Origin of the sequence: Geminicoccus sp. (assembly GCF_036263595.1) — a bacterium.
Classification (GTDB): domain Bacteria; phylum Pseudomonadota; class Alphaproteobacteria; order Geminicoccales; family Geminicoccaceae; genus Geminicoccus.
On record NZ_DATAGQ010000200.1, the window covers coordinates 19,118 to 35,627 of the forward strand.

The 16,510-nt window shown below is 69.5% G+C and carries 18 protein-coding genes and 1 pseudogene; 12 read left to right on the forward strand and 7 right to left on the reverse strand.

Annotation, left to right across the window (positions count from 1 at the left end):
- Positions 1–5: 5 nt before the first annotated feature.
- The 7 genes from VHL31_RS21675 to VHL31_RS21705 are packed head-to-tail and all read left to right on the forward strand — an operon-like array spanning position 6 to position 8,617.
- Complete coding sequence (locus tag VHL31_RS21675; RefSeq protein WP_329663323.1) at positions 6–1,523, forward strand: phytoene desaturase family protein; 1,518 nt, start codon at positions 6–8, stop codon at positions 1,521–1,523.
- Positions 1,520–2,320 (forward strand): lysophospholipid acyltransferase family protein, encoded by an 801-nt coding sequence (locus tag VHL31_RS21680; RefSeq protein ID WP_329663324.1) that lies wholly within the window; start codon positions 1,520–1,522, stop codon positions 2,318–2,320. The genes VHL31_RS21675 and VHL31_RS21680 overlap by 4 nt, the downstream gene beginning before the upstream one ends.
- The gene (locus VHL31_RS21685) at positions 2,317–3,444 is read left to right on the forward strand and encodes a glycosyltransferase family 2 protein (RefSeq protein WP_329663325.1); all 1,128 of its coding nucleotides are present in this window, start codon (positions 2,317–2,319) and stop codon (positions 3,442–3,444) included. Before VHL31_RS21680 ends, VHL31_RS21685 begins: the two co-directional genes overlap by 4 nt.
- Positions 3,444–5,078, forward strand: a complete 1,635-nt coding sequence (locus VHL31_RS21690; protein WP_329663326.1) for a squalene/phytoene synthase family protein — start codon at positions 3,444–3,446, stop codon at positions 5,076–5,078. The genes VHL31_RS21685 and VHL31_RS21690 overlap by 1 nt, the downstream gene beginning before the upstream one ends.
- Positions 5,075–6,349 (forward strand): hydroxysqualene dehydroxylase, encoded by a 1,275-nt coding sequence (locus VHL31_RS21695; protein WP_329663327.1) that lies wholly within the window; start codon positions 5,075–5,077, stop codon positions 6,347–6,349. Before VHL31_RS21690 ends, VHL31_RS21695 begins: the two co-directional genes overlap by 4 nt.
- Positions 6,346–7,305, forward strand: coding sequence for a 4-hydroxy-3-methylbut-2-enyl diphosphate reductase (gene ispH, locus VHL31_RS21700; RefSeq protein WP_329663328.1), 960 nt, complete (start codon positions 6,346–6,348; stop codon positions 7,303–7,305). Before VHL31_RS21695 ends, ispH begins: the two co-directional genes overlap by 4 nt.
- Positions 7,286–8,617 carry an aldehyde dehydrogenase family protein gene (locus VHL31_RS21705; protein WP_329663329.1) on the forward strand — a complete coding sequence of 444 codons (1,332 nt, stop codon included), beginning with the start codon at positions 7,286–7,288 and terminating at the stop codon, positions 8,615–8,617. The genes ispH and VHL31_RS21705 overlap by 20 nt, the downstream gene beginning before the upstream one ends.
- Positions 8,618–8,624: 7 nt before the next feature.
- Here the strand turns inward: VHL31_RS21705 and VHL31_RS21710 are convergent, their stop codons facing one another.
- The 7 genes and pseudogenes from VHL31_RS21710 to VHL31_RS21735 form a co-directional block, all read right to left on the reverse strand.
- Positions 8,625–9,140, reverse strand: a complete 516-nt coding sequence (locus VHL31_RS21710) for a pyrroline-5-carboxylate reductase dimerization domain-containing protein (RefSeq protein ID WP_329663330.1) — start codon at positions 9,138–9,140, stop codon at positions 8,625–8,627.
- A gap of 28 nt (positions 9,141–9,168) precedes the next feature.
- Positions 9,169–9,408, reverse strand: a pseudogene (locus VHL31_RS27060) (NAD(P)-binding domain-containing protein); the annotation flags it as partial.
- 81 nt (positions 9,409–9,489) lie between these two features.
- Positions 9,490–9,675 (reverse strand): hypothetical protein, encoded by a 186-nt coding sequence (locus VHL31_RS21715; RefSeq protein WP_329663331.1) that lies wholly within the window; start codon positions 9,673–9,675, stop codon positions 9,490–9,492.
- A 102-nt stretch (positions 9,676–9,777) separates the two neighbouring features.
- Entirely contained in the window at positions 9,778–10,611 is an 834-nt protein-coding gene (locus VHL31_RS21720; RefSeq protein WP_329663332.1) for an HAD family hydrolase, read from the reverse strand.
- A 78-nt stretch (positions 10,612–10,689) separates the two neighbouring features.
- Positions 10,690–11,280 (reverse strand): N-acetyltransferase family protein, encoded by a 591-nt coding sequence (locus VHL31_RS21725; RefSeq protein ID WP_329663333.1) that lies wholly within the window; start codon positions 11,278–11,280, stop codon positions 10,690–10,692.
- Positions 11,281–11,365: 85 nt separating this feature from the next.
- Positions 11,366–12,493, reverse strand: a complete 1,128-nt coding sequence (locus VHL31_RS21730; protein ID WP_329663334.1) for a type III PLP-dependent enzyme — start codon at positions 12,491–12,493, stop codon at positions 11,366–11,368.
- 123 nt (positions 12,494–12,616) lie between these two features.
- Positions 12,617–12,949: a hypothetical protein gene (locus tag VHL31_RS21735; RefSeq protein ID WP_329663335.1), complete on the reverse strand. Its 333-nt coding sequence runs from the start codon at positions 12,947–12,949 to the stop codon at positions 12,617–12,619.
- A gap of 229 nt (positions 12,950–13,178) precedes the next feature.
- Here VHL31_RS21735 and VHL31_RS21740 point away from each other — a divergent pair, with 229 nt between their 5' ends.
- From VHL31_RS21740 to VHL31_RS21760, 5 genes are all read left to right on the forward strand, one after another.
- Positions 13,179–13,307 carry a hypothetical protein gene (locus VHL31_RS21740; protein ID WP_329663336.1) on the forward strand — a complete coding sequence of 43 codons (129 nt, stop codon included), beginning with the start codon at positions 13,179–13,181 and terminating at the stop codon, positions 13,305–13,307.
- Positions 13,304–14,068, forward strand: a complete 765-nt coding sequence (gene aztA, locus VHL31_RS21745; RefSeq protein ID WP_329663337.1) for a zinc ABC transporter ATP-binding protein AztA — start codon at positions 13,304–13,306, stop codon at positions 14,066–14,068. Before VHL31_RS21740 ends, aztA begins: the two co-directional genes overlap by 4 nt.
- Positions 14,065–14,934: a metal ABC transporter permease gene (locus tag VHL31_RS21750; RefSeq protein ID WP_329663338.1), complete on the forward strand. Its 870-nt coding sequence runs from the start codon at positions 14,065–14,067 to the stop codon at positions 14,932–14,934. Before aztA ends, VHL31_RS21750 begins: the two co-directional genes overlap by 4 nt.
- A gap of 25 nt (positions 14,935–14,959) precedes the next feature.
- Complete coding sequence (locus VHL31_RS21755; protein WP_414653798.1) at positions 14,960–15,901, forward strand: metal ABC transporter substrate-binding protein; 942 nt, start codon at positions 14,960–14,962, stop codon at positions 15,899–15,901.
- Positions 15,902–15,997: 96 nt separating this feature from the next.
- Entirely contained in the window at positions 15,998–16,489 is a 492-nt protein-coding gene (locus tag VHL31_RS21760) for a c-type cytochrome (RefSeq protein ID WP_329663340.1), read from the forward strand.
- Positions 16,490–16,510 lie beyond the last annotated feature (21 nt).

The following is a 16,510-nucleotide window of genomic DNA, read 5'->3' on the forward strand; positions in this document are numbered from 1 at the left end:
ATCCAATGAAGGTTGCGGTCATCGGTGGCGGTCTCGGCGGGTTGGCGGCAGCCTGCGTGCTCGGCGCGCGCGGCCACCAGGTCGTCCTGTTCGACAAGAACAGTTGGGCCGGCGGCAAGGCGGCGCTCCTGGAGGAGGGCGGCTTCCGGTTCGACATGGGCCCGACCATCCTGACGGTGCCGAGCGTGCTGGAGCGGATCTTCGCCGAGGCCGGGCGCAAGCTCGCGGACCATCTGGACCTGGTCCGGCTGGATCCGCAGTGGCGCTGCTTTTTCGACGACGGCACCCGGATCGACCTCCTCCAGGACATTCCGACCATGGCTGATGCCATGGACAGGTTTGCGCCGTCGACCAAGGCCGGCCAGGGCTACCGCGAGTTCCAGGATCTCGCTGCCAACCTCCATGGCATCTCCGAGCGGTTCTTCTTCTGGAAGTCGGTCGAGGACCTGTTCGACACGATGGACCTGAAGAAGAACTTCAACTCCGCGACCCTGCGCGACGTGCTGGCGCTGCGCATGGGCAGCTCGGTCGCCGCCACCATTCGGAGCAAGGTGAAGGACGAGCGTCTCGCCCAGATGCTCGACCACTTCACTCAGTATGTCGGCTCCTCGCCCTATGGCTCGCCGGCCGTGCTCTGTGCGATCGGCCATATGCAGGCGGCCGAGGGCGTGTGGTACCCCATGGGCGGGACCCGTGCGGTGGCCGAGGCGCTGCATGACCTGGCCGCTGACCTGGGCTGCCAGTTTCGCCTGGGCGAGGACGTCACCGGGCTGCGGATCGAGCAGGGGCAGGTCAAGGGTGTCGGCACCGCCAGCGGAGAGATGCCCGTGGATGCGGTCGTGTCCAACATGGACGCGATCCGTACCTATCGCGAGCTGGTCGGCGGCGATGTCGCCCGGCACTACGACCGCAAGGGCTTCCAGCCGGCCTGCTCGGGCGTCGTCCTCTATCTCGGCCTGAACAAGCGCTACGAGCACCTGGCCCATCATGACTTCGTCTTCTCGCGCGATCCGCACGAGGAGTTCGAGTACATCTACGGCCACGGCCTGCCCGCCCCCGATCCCACCTGCTACATCGCTGCCCCCGCGATCACCGACCCGGCCGTGGCTCCTCCTGGCGGCGAGGCGCTCTACGTGCTCGTGCACACGCCCTATCTGCGGCCTGGGCAGGACTGGCAGCAGATGTTTCCGGCCTATCGGAAGGTCATCCTGGACAAGCTGGAGCGCACCGCCGGCATGACCGGCCTTGCCGACCGGATCGTCGTCGAGCGGCACCTGACGCCCCAGGACATCCACGACCGCTACAAGGTCCTGAACGGCGCCATCTACGGCCTTGCCAGCCACGGCAAGTTCACCGGCGCCTTCAAGCCCGGCAACCGCAGCCGCCAGGTCCGCGGCCTTTATCTCGCCGGCGGCTCGGCCCATCCCGGGCCCGGCATGCCGATGGTGATGATGTCCGGCTGGATCGCGGCCGACGCGCTGGACGCCGATGCCCGCCGCAACTCCCTGGACCGCGCTTCATGAGCGAATCCGCCAGCGCGCCACCCGGACTGCCGCCGCGCTCGCCGATGCTCTGGGCATTCATGGCGCGCCAGTTCACGAGCTACCTGCGGCGGAACATGAACGCGTTGCGCGTGGCGCGCTGGGGCGAGCTCGATGCGCCCGACGCTCCGCTGGTGGTCTACAGCAACCATCCCTCATGGTGGGATGCCGCCCTGTTCATCGTGCTGGGCAAGGAGCTTCTGCCGTCGCGCGCCTCCTACGCGCCCATCGATGCGAAGATGCTGGAGAAGTACAAGTTCTTCGGCCGGATCGGCGCGTTCGGGCTGGACCTGGAGAGCCGTCGGGGTGCCGTGAACTTTCTCCATCAGGCAAGCGCCATCCTGGCCAGCCCGGAGCGAGCGCTCTGGATCACGGCACAGGGCACCTTCAAGGACGTCCGCGAGCGCCCGATCGAGCTTAGGCCGGGCGTGGCCCACCTGGCCGAGCGCGTGCCGGACGCGAGCTTCGTTCCCCTCGCCATCGACTACTGCTTTTGGAGCGAGCGCGGTGCGGAAGCCTTGGTCGCATTCGGACGCCCGATCCCCGGTCGTGAGCTCACGGCCTTGCCGCGGAACGGACGGCTCGCCGTCCTGGAGCAGGCACTGACCGACACGATGAACCGCCTGGCCGGCGATGCCATCAGCCGTGATCCCGCCCGCTTCAGGCCGATCGTGGAGGGTCGCCAGGGCATTGGCGGCATCTACGACCTTTGGCGCGGCGCCAGGGCTCGCCTGCGCGGCGAGCGCTTCCAGCCCGGTCACCTGGAGCAGCGGCCATGACCGTGCTCGGCTGGATCGCGCTGCTCCTCGCCTTACTTCCGGCCGTGCTCTGCCTGGTCAACCGACGGGCGCTGACCCAAAGGGCCGCGACACGCGACACTTCGGCCGTGCATGTTTCGATCCTGATCCCGGCACGCGACGAGGCGGCCAACATTGGCGGAGCGCTCGATGCCGCCAGGCTGAGCCTCGGGGTCACGCCCGAGATCATCGTCATGGATGACGGCTCGACCGACGACACCGCCTCGATCGTCCGTGCCCATGCCGACCTGGATCCCCGTGTCCGCCTGGAAAGCGCGCCCCCCCTGCCACCCGGCTGGGGCGGCAAGGCCCATGTCTGCCAGCGCCTCTCCGAACGGGCGTCCGGCGAGTACCTCCTGTTCGTCGATGCCGACGTTCGCCTGGCGCCAGAGGCTGCCGCGACCATGGTGGCCCATGCCCAGGATCGCCGGCTCGACCTGGTGAGTGCTGTGCCGATGCAGATCATGGGCACGCTCGGCGAGCTTCTCACCGTACCGATGATCAACTTCCTGATCTATGGCTACCTGCCCATTCCCCTGATGCGCGCGCGGCCGGACCCGTCGCTTGCCGCCGCCTGCGGCCAGCTTCTCCTGTTCCGGCGCGAAGCCTATCGGCGCGTGGGCGGGCACGAAGCCATTCGATGGAGCCGTCACGACGGGCTGCAACTGGCTCGCCGCCTGCGCACCGAAGGCTTTCGCACCGACCTGATCGACGGCGCCCAGCTTGCGACCTGCCGGATGTACGAGGGCATGCGCGCGTCCTGGGAAGGCTTCGTCAAGAATGCGCGGGAGGGCATGGCGACGCCGGTCGGCCTGCCGGTCTGGACCCTGCTCCTCCTGGGTGCACACGTCTTGCCGTGGATCCTGCTGGTGGCCGCCCTGTTCGGCGCCGGGCCGCTCTGGCTGCCGCTGGTGGCCATCCTCGTCTCGCTCGGCACCCGCCTCGCCATCACGCTCTGGTCCCGCGAGCCCTTGTCCTGCGTGCCCCTCCATCCGCTGACGATGATCGTGGGTCTGGCCATCCAGTGGGATGCGCTGATCCGCGGCGGCACTGGCCGCCAGGTCGGCTGGAAAGGACGCAGCTACCAGAGCGGTGCCACGCCTTGATGGCGGCGGCCGATCCGGCCAAGACGGCCACAACGGAGGCCTTCCCGGTCGCCTCGCTGGTGCTGGCTGCGCCGATTCGTGCCGCCGTCATGGCCTTCTACCGCTTCGTGCGCCGCGCCGACGACATCGCCGACGACCCCGGCCTGCCGGCAGACGTCAAACTGGAGCGGCTGGCGGCCATGGAAGCGAGCCTGGCCGGCCATGACTCTGGCGACCCGCTCGCTGCCGCCCTGATCGATGTCGACCGCCGCTTCGGGGCCGGCATCACCCAAGCCCGCCTGCTTCTCCAGGCCTTCCGCCAGGACGCGGTCCAATCCCGCTATCATGGCTGGGACGAGCTCCTGGCCTATTGCCGCCTGTCGGCCGATCCGGTCGGCCGCTTCCTGCTCCGCCTGCATGGGGAGAACGAAGCCGCCGACGCCCCGGCCGATGCGCTTTGCACCGCGCTCCAGATCCTGAACCACCTGCAGGACCTGAAGCAGGACCATGATCGCCTGGGCCGGGTCTATCTGCCGATCGCCTGGTTCGAGCCGATCGGAGAGCGCCGCTTCTTCGGTGGCGTCGACGAACCTGCCAGGCGCCCGGTCCTCGACGCGGCCCTGGACCAGTGCGACGCGCTGCTGGACCGAGCAGCCTGCCTTCCCCTCCACATCCGGGACGGGCGCCTGCGGCTGCAAGCCGTCGCAACCATCGCTTCTGGCCGCTCGCTGGCCCGGCGCCTGCGCCGGCAGGACCCCATCACCACCCGTGTCGGCCTGGGTGCGCTCGACAAGCTGAGCTGCCTGATGGGCTTGGCGCTCCAGCCCGCACCCAGTGACGCCGCGATCACGCAGGACATCGTCCAACGCTCCCGGACCTCGTTCCGCTTCGGCATCCGCAATCTGTCCGGCGATCGCCGCCGGGCACTGCATGCCGTCTACGCCTTCTGCCGGCGGGTCGACGACATCGCCGATGGCGCTGCACCGCCTGCCGAGCGGCTGCGCTTCATCGACGACTGGCGGCGGGAGATCGACCGGCTGGGCGGTGGTGCCCCCTGCACCCCGATCGGACGCGAGCTGGACCTGGCCGTGGACCGGTTCGCCCTGCCGGTGCCGGAGCTTCACCTGCTGCTGGACGGGTTGGCCCTGGACGCCGTGGAGCGCCTGCGCTTCGACCACGAGGACCAGCTGACCGGCTACTGGCGCGCCGTGGCAGGCTCGGTGGGCCTCCTCTCGGTGCGGATCTTCGGCACGGACCAGGCCGATTCGTTCGCGCTGGCCCTGGCCCGGGCGCTGCAGCTGGTGAACATCCTCCGCGACGTCGTCGAGGATGCCCGACGTGACAGGGTCTACATTCCCTTGTACCGCCTGGGTGGCCAGGACGGCGATGCCGCCCTCCTGATCGGGTCCGCCTCCTTCGCGCGTGCATGGCATGACCTGGCCGAGGAGGCAGAGCAGGCTTTTGCCGAGGCGGAACGGCTCCTGGAAGGCCAGTGCCGGCGGACGCTCAAGCCGGCCCTGCTCATGCTCTGGAGCTACCGCCCGCTGCTGGCCCGGATGCGCCAGCGCGGCTGGAACCTGCAGGCGCCGCGACCGACCCTCCGGCCGGCCGAGAAGGCATGGCTTGCCTGGCTGGCGCTTCGGGAAGCCGCATGACGCGCATCCGTCACGTGATCGGCGCCGGCGTGAGCGGCCTGGCCGCCGCGCATCTGGCCGGCCAGGCGGGGATCCGCACGATCGTCCATGAGGCTTCGCCCCATCCAGGCGGCCGCTGCCGTACGCTTGCCCGCCATGGCCTCAGCTATGACAACGGCACCCATGTGCTGCTCACTGCCAACCGGCGTGCATTGGCCCTTTTGCGTGCGATCGGCGCCGAACGGCGTTGGGTCGAGCCTGAGCCTGATGGCCTACCGGTCGTGGGCCTTCCCAAAGCGTCCCTGGCCACGGTCGGTCTCTCGCCATGGAGCTGGGCGCTGGCCAGCCGCCGCCCGCCGGGCGTGGGTCTGGCCGACCTCGCGCGCCTGCTGCCGATGCTGGCAACGCCTGGGGCGCGCAGCGTCGCCTCCTATGCCGGATCGTCGCCGGGCCTGCTCCAGTTCCTGGACATGACCAGTGCTGCCGTCCTGAACACGTCGCCCAACAAGGCGTCGGCACGGCTGCTCGCCATCGTGTTCCGCCGCCTGCTCCTGCCCGGCGCTTCGCGGCTGCTCGTGGCCCGCGAGGGCCTGGGCCCCGACCTGATCCAACCGTTGGCAGCCTCCGTACAGTCACATGGCGGGAGCATCCGGCTCGGCCGCCGCCTGATGTCGATCCGGTGCCAGGCGGGCCGGGCGGTCGCCCTCGTCTTCGGCGACGGCGTGGTGGCTCTCGGCCCGGAGGACGAGGTGGTGCTGGCCCTGCCGCCTGCCGCGCTGCGCACTCTTCTGCCGGAGGTACCGGTGCCGACCGCGTTCGAGCCGATCGTCAACCTGCACTGGGCTCACCGCGGGCGCGGCCCGATCCGCTTCATCGGCGTCACCGGCGGGGTAGCCCAGTGGATCCTGGTCCGCCCGGGCATGCTGAGCGTCACGGTCTCCGCCGCCGCCGGGCTGCAGGACCTCCCGGGAAGCGAGCTGGCGGCCCGGGTCTGGCCGGAGGTCGCGGCCGCCTGCGGCCGCCTGGGCGTCGACATCGACGGCGCATCGCCTGCCGACGTCCTGGTCGTGAAAGAGCGTGCCGCCACGCCCCGCCAGGACAGTGCCTATGCCCAGCTCGGATCGGTCGAGCGCCGCCCGCTCGCCAACCTGGCCCTTGCCGGCGACTGGACCAGCGGGCTGCCCGCGACGATCGAGGGCGCCGTGGTCTCCGCACATGCCGCCAGCCGCGCCTTGTCCACGCCATCGTCCCGCCACGCCCTGCGCCGGGCCGGCCGAGAAGCTTTGGCATGAGCAAGCCCGCCCTGGACGTCCTGCTCGCACGCACCCGAGGCTTCTGCGCCGGCGTGGAGCGTGCGATCGACGCGGTCGGGCATACGCTGGACCGCTCCGGCGGCAGCCCGGTCTATGTCCGCCACGCCATCGTCCATAACCAGCGCGTGGTCGACGGCTTGGCCGCGCGCGGAGCCCGCTTCGTCGAGGATCTCCGCGACGTGCCGAAAGGCGGCACCGTCGTGTTCAGCGCCCATGGCGTTCCCCGCCAGGTCGAGGAAGAGGCCCGGGCGCGGCGCCTGCGCGTCGTCGACGCCACCTGCCCGCTGGTCCGCCGCGTCCACCACGAGGCGGCACGGCAGACCGCCCAGGGCCGCACGCTGATCGTGATCGGCCATCCCGAGCATGTGGAGGTGATGGGCATTGTCGGCCGTTGCGACGGGCCGGTCGTCGTGGTGGCCGACGCAGCGGAGGCGGAGCGGCTGGAGCCCGAACAGGCCAGCAACCTCGCCTATGTCGTGCAGACCACGCTGTCGGTCGACGACGCCAGGCGCATCATCGACGTCCTGACCCGCCGCTTTCCGACCATCACCGGGCCCGACATCCGCACGATCTGCTACGCTACCCAGAACCGGCAGAACGCCGTCGCCCTGCTCAGCCGGCGTGTGCGGCGGGTCATCGTGTGCGGCGACAGGGCCAGCTCCAACAGCAACCGGCTGCGTGAGCTGGCACAGGCCGCCAACTGCCAGGCCCTGCTCATCGGCGACGCCGCCGAACTGTCGCGCGGCTTCCTGGAGGGCGAGCAGGCGATCGGGCTCACGGCCGGGGCGTCCGTGCCGGAATCGATCGTGCAGGAGACGATTGCCCGGATCGGGCTCTGGTATCATGTGACCCTGCGCGAGATCGGGGAGCAGGAGCGCTCCCCGCGCCTCCACCCGGTCGACTTCGCTGGACTCGATGACCCCGCACCCGCCTGATTCCCTGGCCAATGCCTTCCATGCCCTGCGCCTGACCGAGAGGACCGACGGTCCGGTCGAACTGGTGGCGAGGCTGGACCTGCTCAAGCGTCTGGAGGTGGCCGTCCTCGGGGCGAAGGAGCGGATCGTCCAGGCAGCCGCTGCCGATTTCGGCGCCCGCTCCCGCGAGGAGACCCTGTTCGGCGAAGTACTGGGCGTCGTGTCCGCGCTGCGCCATGCCCATCGCCATGTACGGCGCTGGAGCCGGCCGCGGCGCGTGCCGGTGGGTGCGCCGTTCTGGCCCGCCAAGGCCTGGCTGGTCCCCCAGCCGCTGGGCCTGGTTGGGATCATGTCGCCCTGGAACTACCCCTTCCTCCTGGCCCTCTCGCCGCTCGTGGGTGCTCTGGCCGCGGGCAACCGGGCGATGCTGAAGCCATCGGAGCATACGCCCAGGGTCGCCGCCGAGATCGCGCAGCTGCTCGACCGGTCGCTCGGGCAGACGATCGTACGCACGGTCGAGGGTGGCCCAACCATTGCCCGGGCCTTCGCGTCGCTGCGCTTCGACCACCTGATATTCACCGGCAGCACCGCGCGTGGTCGCGAGGTCGCCATGGCCGCGGCCGCCAACCTCGTTCCCGTCACGCTCGAGCTTGGCGGCAAGTGTCCGGCCATCGTCCTGCCCGACGCCGACCTCGACGCTGCCGCGTCGGCCATCGTGACCGGCAAGGGGCTGAATGCCGGCCAGACCTGCATCGCACCGGACCATGTGCTGCTGGCAGGCGTTCCTGGCGATCGCTTTCGGGCCGCGCTGGAAGCAGCGGTCCAGCGGCACTTCCCGGATGGCCTGACCACCCGGATCATTCCCCACCGCGCCGGCCAGTTCGGCGGACCCGAGGGTATGCTGCAGATCGTGGTCGACCCGCCGCCATCCTCGCCGCTGGTCACCGAGGAGGTCTTCGGGCCCGTTCTGCCCATCCACGCCCTGCCTGACCTGGACGCAGCCCTGGACCGGCTCCGGGACCAGGACTCGCCCCTGGCCGTCTATCTGTTCAGCCGCGACCCGCAGGCCGAGCGGCGCGTGCTGCAAGGCACGCGAGCCGGTGCCCTGGTGGTGGGCGGCACGATCGTCCAGGCGGCCATCGACGAACTCCCCTTCGGCGGCCTCGGTGCTTCGGGGATGGGCCGCTATCACGGTCAGGCCGGCTTCGACGCCCTGTCCAACCTCAAGGCCCATGTGCGCACGCCCCGATTCAGCTTGGCGAGCCTAGGCCAGCCGCCCTATGGCAAGTTCACGGCAAAGCTGCTGGCGCACCTCCTGCCCGACCCGAAGTGAGCCCTGGTTAGCCGGACTTTTTCGACCTGCCGCGCGCCCGCGCGACCGCCAGCGCCTCGCTCCACGGCGTCAATGCATCGGCCGCCTCGATCATCGCGAAGCCTTGGGCCGTCATCGTGCCCGGCGTCCCGTTCACGTTGAGTGGCTGCCGCATGGACTGCGTAGGATCGGCTGCCTTGGCAAACGCCCCGGCAGACTGGGTGAAGCCTGCCACCAGCCCCACCGCCGTGGCCCGCGGCAGCCCCGCCCGTTCCGCTGCCTGCGCCACCTGCTCCATCAGCGCGTACATCCAGAGATGATAGACGCTGGCCGCCGTCGCGACCTTGAACTGGTCCTCGTCGGCGCAAGGGAACACATCGCCCACCCGGGCCAGCAGCTCGCTTGCCCGGTCCTCGGCCGGGAAGACCGGCGTGGAGCCCAAGCCGATGGCCGATGCTGCCGTCGGCATCGCCCGCACCACCGTGGCCGCGCCTGCGGCCGTCTGCAGGGCCGCATGCTCCACGTCGATCGCGACGCAGACCAAGGAGCTGCCGTTCCTTCCACCTCAGCCCCTGAATCGTCGCCAGCGCATCGCTGGGCGGCGTCGCGACGATCACCTCGTCCGAACCGTCCACGACGGCCTGGTTGTCCACAGCGACGGTGCAGCCATGCTCCATGGCCAGCTTGCGTGCGGTCTCGGCATGGCGCGGCGAGAGCAGGATCCGCCTGGTGTCACCGGACCTGCGGATCCCCTCGATCATGAAGCTGGCCAGTCGGCCCACGCCGACGATGCCCAAGGTCCCGGATGCCATGCTCGTTCCGCCCTGCCGCCCGACGACGGATCATCGCCGGGGGCGGGCAGGCCGCGCAATCCTCGTGCAGCGACAGGCCTGTCAGCCGCCACCGATCCCGCTGATCACCTTGCCGCTGCCGCCACATTCGGAACAGCGCTGACCGTCGAATTCGCCACTGCCCATGCATTTCGGGCAGATGTCCTCGCCGGTGCCAGGCGTGCCGGGAGGTGCATCGTCGCCTGGATTGGGCGCCGTGTCCTGCTGCTGGATTGCGTTCTCTTCCATCTCCGCCTCCTGATCGCCTGCCCGAACCGGGGATCGGACAAGCATCCTGCCGGTGGGTTCATCCATCTTAAGCCCACCGGCAGCGGCGAAGTTCCGACCGTGTCAGCCAGCCGGGAGGATGAACCGCTCGATCGCCCGGGCGATCCCGTCCTCTTCGTTGGTCGTGGTGACGTAGGTCGCCTCTGCCTTCACCTCGTCGAATGCCTGCCCCATCGCGATCGAGAGGGCGGCGCGGCGGAACATCGGCACATCGTTGGGCGCGTCGCCGATCACGGCTACCCGATCCACCGGCAGGCCCATCACCTCGGCGAGTGCTGCCACGCCATGCCCTTTGTCCGCCTCCGGATGCGTCACGTCGAGATAATAGGCCTGCGAGCGCACGGCATGGGCCCGCTCGCCGAGCAGGCCGGCAAGTTCGCCCTCCAGCCCTGCCAGCCTGGGATGATCGCTGCTTGCGCCGACGATCTTGTCGATCCGGGTGATGCCGGCGAAGTCCGGGACGATCGTCGGCTCGAACCCGACAGCGCGGCGCTCGCGCGGCACGAACTCGCCATCCGGATCGCGGGTGATCCACTTCCCGTCGGCGAACACCCAGATCTCGACCTGCGCGCGGTCGAGGAACTCCAGCGCCAGGCCGGCCGCCTCGTCGGAGAGGTGCTTGGCCATCGCGATCGTGCCGTCAGCCCTGGTGATCGTGCCGCCGTTGAAGGCGGCGGTCGGCTGGTCGATCCTGAGCGTCTCGATGGGGTAGCGCATCCCGCGGGCCGGGCGCGCGCTGATGATGCTGAAATGGATGCCGGCATCGCGCAGGCGCGTGACCGCCTCGATCGTCGCAGGCGCGATTGTCTTGTCCGGACGCACCAGCGTCCCGTCGATGTCCGACACGAGCAGGCCGATATTCGGCCGCCCATTCCCACCCTCGCTGGTGCTGGCCACGTCCGCACGTCCCTTGCTGGTCGCGGCCGTCCGCCGCAGCTTCTTCTTAGCTTCTGCCTCCCGCTGCGTCTCCTGCCTTCAGGCGCGACCGCCGGCAGGAGACAGGAGCCCTCGCTGCATCATCACCACGTCCACCGGCTCGCCGGCCTTCTCGCCGGCGCCCGGCAGGAAGCCGCAGGGCTTGAAGCCGCAGGCCTCGTGCAGGCCGATCGACGCGCGGTTCCTGGCATCGCCGATCACGGCGATCATCTGCCGGTATCCGCGTGCGGCGCAAACGTCGCAGAGTGCGTCGAGCAGATGGCGTCCGACGCCCTGCCCACGCGCCGCAGCCGCGACATGGATCGAATCCTCGACCGTGTGCCGATAGGCCGACAGCGCACGGAACGGCCGGGCATGCGCATAGCCGAGCACCCGCCCGTCGGGGTCCGCCGCGACCAGCCAGGGCAGATCCGCCGCGCGCACGGCGGCAAAGCGCGCGGCCATCGCGGCATAATCCGGCGCGATCTCCTCCCAGCTCCCGAGGCCCGCCGCCAGCTGCTCGGCATAGATGGCGACGATCGCCGGGAGGTCCGCCTCGGTGGCAAGGCGAAGGTTGGCCGTCGGTTCGGTCCTGGTGACCGGACGAACGGCAAGGTGGCCGGCAGGGCCGGCACCTGGAACAAGGGACATGGCATCCTCCTCGTCGGGCCGGCTCGGCCGGACAAAGACGGATCGATCGGGACAGCGGCCGATCAGCCGATCGGAACGGAAAAGGTCACACGCAGCGGCAGGCCAGCGGCGCGAAGCCGTTGAAGGCGACGCTGGCATAGGTCGTGGTATAGGCACCGGTGCCATGGATCTGCACGCGGTCGCCCGCGGTCAGGTCGGACGGCAAGCGGTAGTCGCTCTTCTCGTACAGCACGTCGGCGCTGTCGCAGGTGGGACCGGCGATCACCACGCGGCGCTCTGGCCCCTGGCGGTCGGTGGTGATCCGGTAGCGGATCGCCTCGTCCATGGTCTCGGCCAAGCCGCCGAACTTGCCGACGTCCAGGAACACCCACGGCCGCCCGTCCGCATCGCCCTTTTCGGCGACCAGCACGACCTCGGACACCAGCAGCCCGCAATCGCCGACCAGGCCGCGGCCGGGCTCGATGATGGTCTGCGGCAACCGGTTGCCGAAATGCCGGATCAGGCTGGCATGGATCGCCTGGCCGTAGGCCTCGGCCGCCGGCACGTCCTCGAGATAGGCGGTGGGGAAGCCGCCACCCATGTTGACCAGGCCCAGCCGGATTCCGTCCGCCTCGAGCGTGGTGAAGATGGCGGCGGCCTCTGCGATCGCCCCGTCCCAGGCTTCCACGTTCTTCTGCTGCGAGCCGACATGGAAGCTGACGCCCCACGGCACCACGCCCAGCGCCACGGCCTTGCGGAGCAGGTCCACGGCCATCGAAGGCACGCAGCCGAACTTGCGCGACAGCGGCCATTCGGCCCCGGCGCCATCGGTCAGGATCCGGCAGAACACCTTGGCGCCAGGTGCAGCGCGCGCAATCTTCTCCAGTTCCGACAGGCTGTCGAACGCGAACAGCGGCACGCCCAGCCGGAAGGCCTGCGCGATGTCGCGCTCCTTCTTGATGGTGTTGCCGAACGAGATCCTGGACGCATCGATGCCGGTCGCGAGCGCCATCTCGATCTCCGGGACCGAGGCGCAGTCGAACGAGCTGCCGAGCGAGGCGACGCGCTCCATGATCTCAGGCGCCGGGTTGGCCTTCATCGCGTAGTAGATCGCGGTGTCCGGCATGGCGGCGCGAAGTGCTTGGAAATTTGCTTCGACGCGATCCACGTCGATCAGGAGGCACGGCGTGGCGTAGTCGAGTTCGCGCGCCGCACGCGCCAGCTTCTGGTTCATCGATCGGGGAACCTCCGGAGGGGAAGTGAAGGAATGGCGCGCACAGGGCCCCGCAGGGACGCGGTTTGCCCGTCGCTTGCTCTGGTCTGGAGAAAGGGCCGGCGCGGGCCAGGCCCTGGGCGATCAGGAAGGGAGCGTGTTTTCCGGCCGCTTGGCGGCCCGCTTACTGGGCTCGGCCCGCTCGGCGCTCACGGCCCGTTCGAGCTTGTCCAGCCGCCGCTCGATGGCCGCGAACCGCTCGATCACCGAGGGTTCCGACGGTGGCAGGCTGTCGGCGACCGCCTGCTCGACCAGCTGCGACAGCCAGGCACCCATGGTCAGGTCCGCTGCCCACGCCGCCTCGGCCGCCGCCTTCTGTAGACGGGCCGGCACGCCACGCACCGTCCAGCGATCGCCCTGCTCCGTCTTCACGGTCTGGGGCCTCGCACGCGGCGCCTTGTCGTCCTTCTTGCCCATCCACGATTCTCCCGTCGGCGGACATGTCTGCCATGGCTGCCGAACGCGAGGATGCATGTAGGGCCACCATCTGCCCGTTGCAAGAGAAATGTCTGCCACGTCTGCCATGTCGGACATTTCCTCCGAATCGAGCGCTCAGGGAGCTCTGGATTTCAATGGCCCTATGCCCTAAGGAACGTCACGTTATAACATAACATCGACAGCTTGCTGACCAACTCGACCAGGACCCATGCCCTCCTCCCAGCCCAGGCAACACCTGTCCCTCCTCCATCGCGCCGCCACCGACCGGCTGATCCCGGTCGCAGTGATCGTGCTGGGCCTCTGGATCGCCGTCGCCTGGGCGACCGGCCTGTGGTGACGGGCTCATCCTCCCCGGTGCGCCCCGGCGTGCGGCTCCATAGCCTGACCCTGGCCTATCGCCGCCACCCCGCCGTGCACCATTTGTCCGGGCACTTCGCGCCAGGATCGCTCACGGCCGTGGTCGGCCCGAACGGTGCCGGCAAGTCGACGCTGCTCAAGGGCATCATGGGCACGCTCAGGCCGGATTCCGGGCAGCTCGTGCTGGAGGGCATCGACCGGCGCGACATCGCCTACCTGCCGCAGATCGCCGAGCTCGACCGGAGCTTTCCGATCGACGTGCTCGACCTGGTGGCGCTGGGGGCCTGGCGCAAGGTCGGCGCGTTCGGGCGGCTGGCCGGCAGGCACCGCGACCGGGCACACGATGCGATCGCGGCCGTGGGCCTGGAAGGCTTCGAGCGTCGCCCCATCGCCACCCTGTCGGGCGGCCAGCTGCAGCGCGCCCTGTTCGCCCGCATGCTGCTCCAGGATGCCCGCCTCCTCCTGCTCGACGAGCCCTTCACCGCGATCGACGCGCGGACGACCCGCGACCTCTTGGCGCTCATCCATCGCTGGCACGACGAGGAGCGTACGATCATCGCGGTGCTTCACGACCTGGAACTGGTCCGCGAGCATTTCCCCGATGCGCTGCTGATCGCGCGCGAGCAGGTCGCCTGGGGTCCCACCGCCGAGGTCCTCAAGCCCGAAAACCTCCTGGCCGCCCGGCGGATGAGCGAAGCCTGGGACGAGACGGCCGCGCCCTGCCATGAGCACGCGGCATGATCGGCGCCTACCTGCTCGACCCGTTCCTCGACTACGGGTTCATGCGCCGTGCCCTAGTCGGCTGCCTGGCCCTGTCGCTCGGCGCCTGCCCGCTCGGCGTCATCCTGGTGCTCCGCCGCATGAGCCTGGTCGGCGATGCGATGGCCCATGCCATCCTGCCCGGCGCGGCCGTGGGCTTCCTGGTGGCCGGCCTGTCCCTGGTCGCCATGACGATCGGCGGCGTGGTGACCGGCCTGGCCGTGGCGATCCTGGCGGGTCTCGTCTCCAGGTTCACGCCGCTGCGTGAGGATGCGAGCTTCGCCGCCTTCTACCTGGTTTCGCTGGGCCTGGGCGTGCTGCTCGTTTCCATGCGCGGCTCCAGCGTCGACCTGCTCCACGTCCTGTTCGGCACGGTTCTGGCGCTGGACAACCCGGCCCTGTTTCTGATGGCGTCAATCGCCTCGCTCACCCTCGTCACGCTGGCGCTCATCTACCGCCCGCTCATCGTCGAGTGCCTGGACCCGGGCTTCCTGCGCTCCGTCGGTGGTGGCGGCACGGCCGCCCACATGATCTTCCTGACCCTGGTTGTCCTGAATCTGGTCGGCGGGTTCCAGGCGCTGGGCACGCTGATGGTGGTAGGCATCATGATGCTGCCGGCCGCGGCCGCCAGGTTCTGGTCGGAGACCGTGCCCGGCCAGATGATCGTGGCGACCCTGTTCGGCTTCGTCGCCTGCGTCGCGGGCCTGCTGATCTCCTACCACGAGGAGTTGCCGGCCTCTCCCTCCATCATCCTGTCCGCCGGCATCCTCTACGGCGCGTCGATCCTGCTGGGCCGCCACGGCAGCGTCGCCAACGCCGCGCTCCGGCTCCGCCATCTCCAACGCTGATCCATTGGGGAAGCTTTCCATGCTCATCCGCCGCACCGTGCTGGCGCTTGTCGTCGGCCTTCCGCTTGCCAACGGCGCCGCCTATGCCGACGACGGGCCGCTCCCCGTCGTCGCCAGCTTCTCGATCCTGGGCGACATGGTGCAGGAGATCGGCGGCAGCCGCGTCGCGTTGACGACCCTGGTCGGCCATGACGGGGATGCGCATGTCTACGAGCCGACCCCTACCGACGCGAAGACCCTCGCCGCCGCCCGGCTGCTGGTCGTGAACGGGCTGCATTTCGAAGGCTGGCTGCCGCGGCTGACCGACGCTGCCGGTTTTGCCGGCGAAACCGTGGTGGCGTCGGCCGGCATCGTGCCGCGCAGCTTCGGCGACCATGCCGAGGAGCACCATGACGAATCCGAGGAAGCCCATGCCGACGACGATCATGGTCATGGCGCGGTCGATCCGCATGCCTGGCAGGACCTCGCGAACGGGGTGATCTATGCCCGCAACATCGGCGCAGGCCTCGCCAAGGCCGATCCCGCTCATGCGGCCGAGTATGCGAAGGCCACCGAGGCCTATGTCGCGCGCCTCCAGGCGCTGGATGCGGACGTGAAAGCCAGACTGTCGGCGGTGCCCGACGAACGGCGCAAGGTCGTGACGTCGCACGATGCGTTTGGCTATTTCAGTGCCGCCTACGGCGTCACCTTCATCGCCCCGGTCGGCACCTCCACCGACGCCGAGGCGTCGGCAGCCGACGTTGCCCGGATCATCGACCAGATCAGGCGGGAGAAGATCGCCGCGGTGTTCGTCGAGAACGTCACCAACACGAAGCTGGTCGACCAGATCTCGAGCGAGACCGGCGCGACGGTGGGCGGCGCGCTCTACTCGGATGCCCTGTCCGGCCCGGACGGTCCGGCGGCAACCTACGAGAAAATGTTCGACTGGAACGTCACGCAGCTCACCCAGGCCATGACCGGCAGTTGATCCTTCGATTCTTCATCTTGAACCTCCGGCTGGGCGTAATCTACAGTACCACCAGTGAATAGGGTCGAGCGAGACCAGGGCCGGCCAGGAGGGGCGATGCGTCTGATAACAGCAATGGCCGCGGTGTTGCTGGCACTTGGCGCGACCGACGCGAAGGCAGCGGATGATCCACTGGCGCGTGGCGAGTACTTGGCAAAGATCATGGACTGCGGCGGCTGCCATACGACCGGCGTCTTTCTCGGCAAGCCGGACCCGGCGCGCTACCTGGCCGGCTCCGAAGTCGGCTTCATGATCCCTGGACTGGGCATCTTCTATCCGCCCAACCTGACGCCCGATCCTGCCACCGGCCTCGGCGAGTGGAGTGTCGAGGACATCGTCAGGGCAGTACGCATGGGCGTTCGGCCGGATGGCCGCGAGCTGGCGCCCGCCATGCCCTGGCGCTCCTATGCCGCGCTGACCGACGATGACGCCATGGCGCTGGCCACCTACCTGAAGAGCCTGCCGGCCATCAACCAGCCGGAGCCGCCCATGGTGGGACCCGACGAGAAGGCGCCGGCACCCTATCTGACAGTCGTCCCGCCGGCCTGAGAACGGTCTCCCGGACGCCTT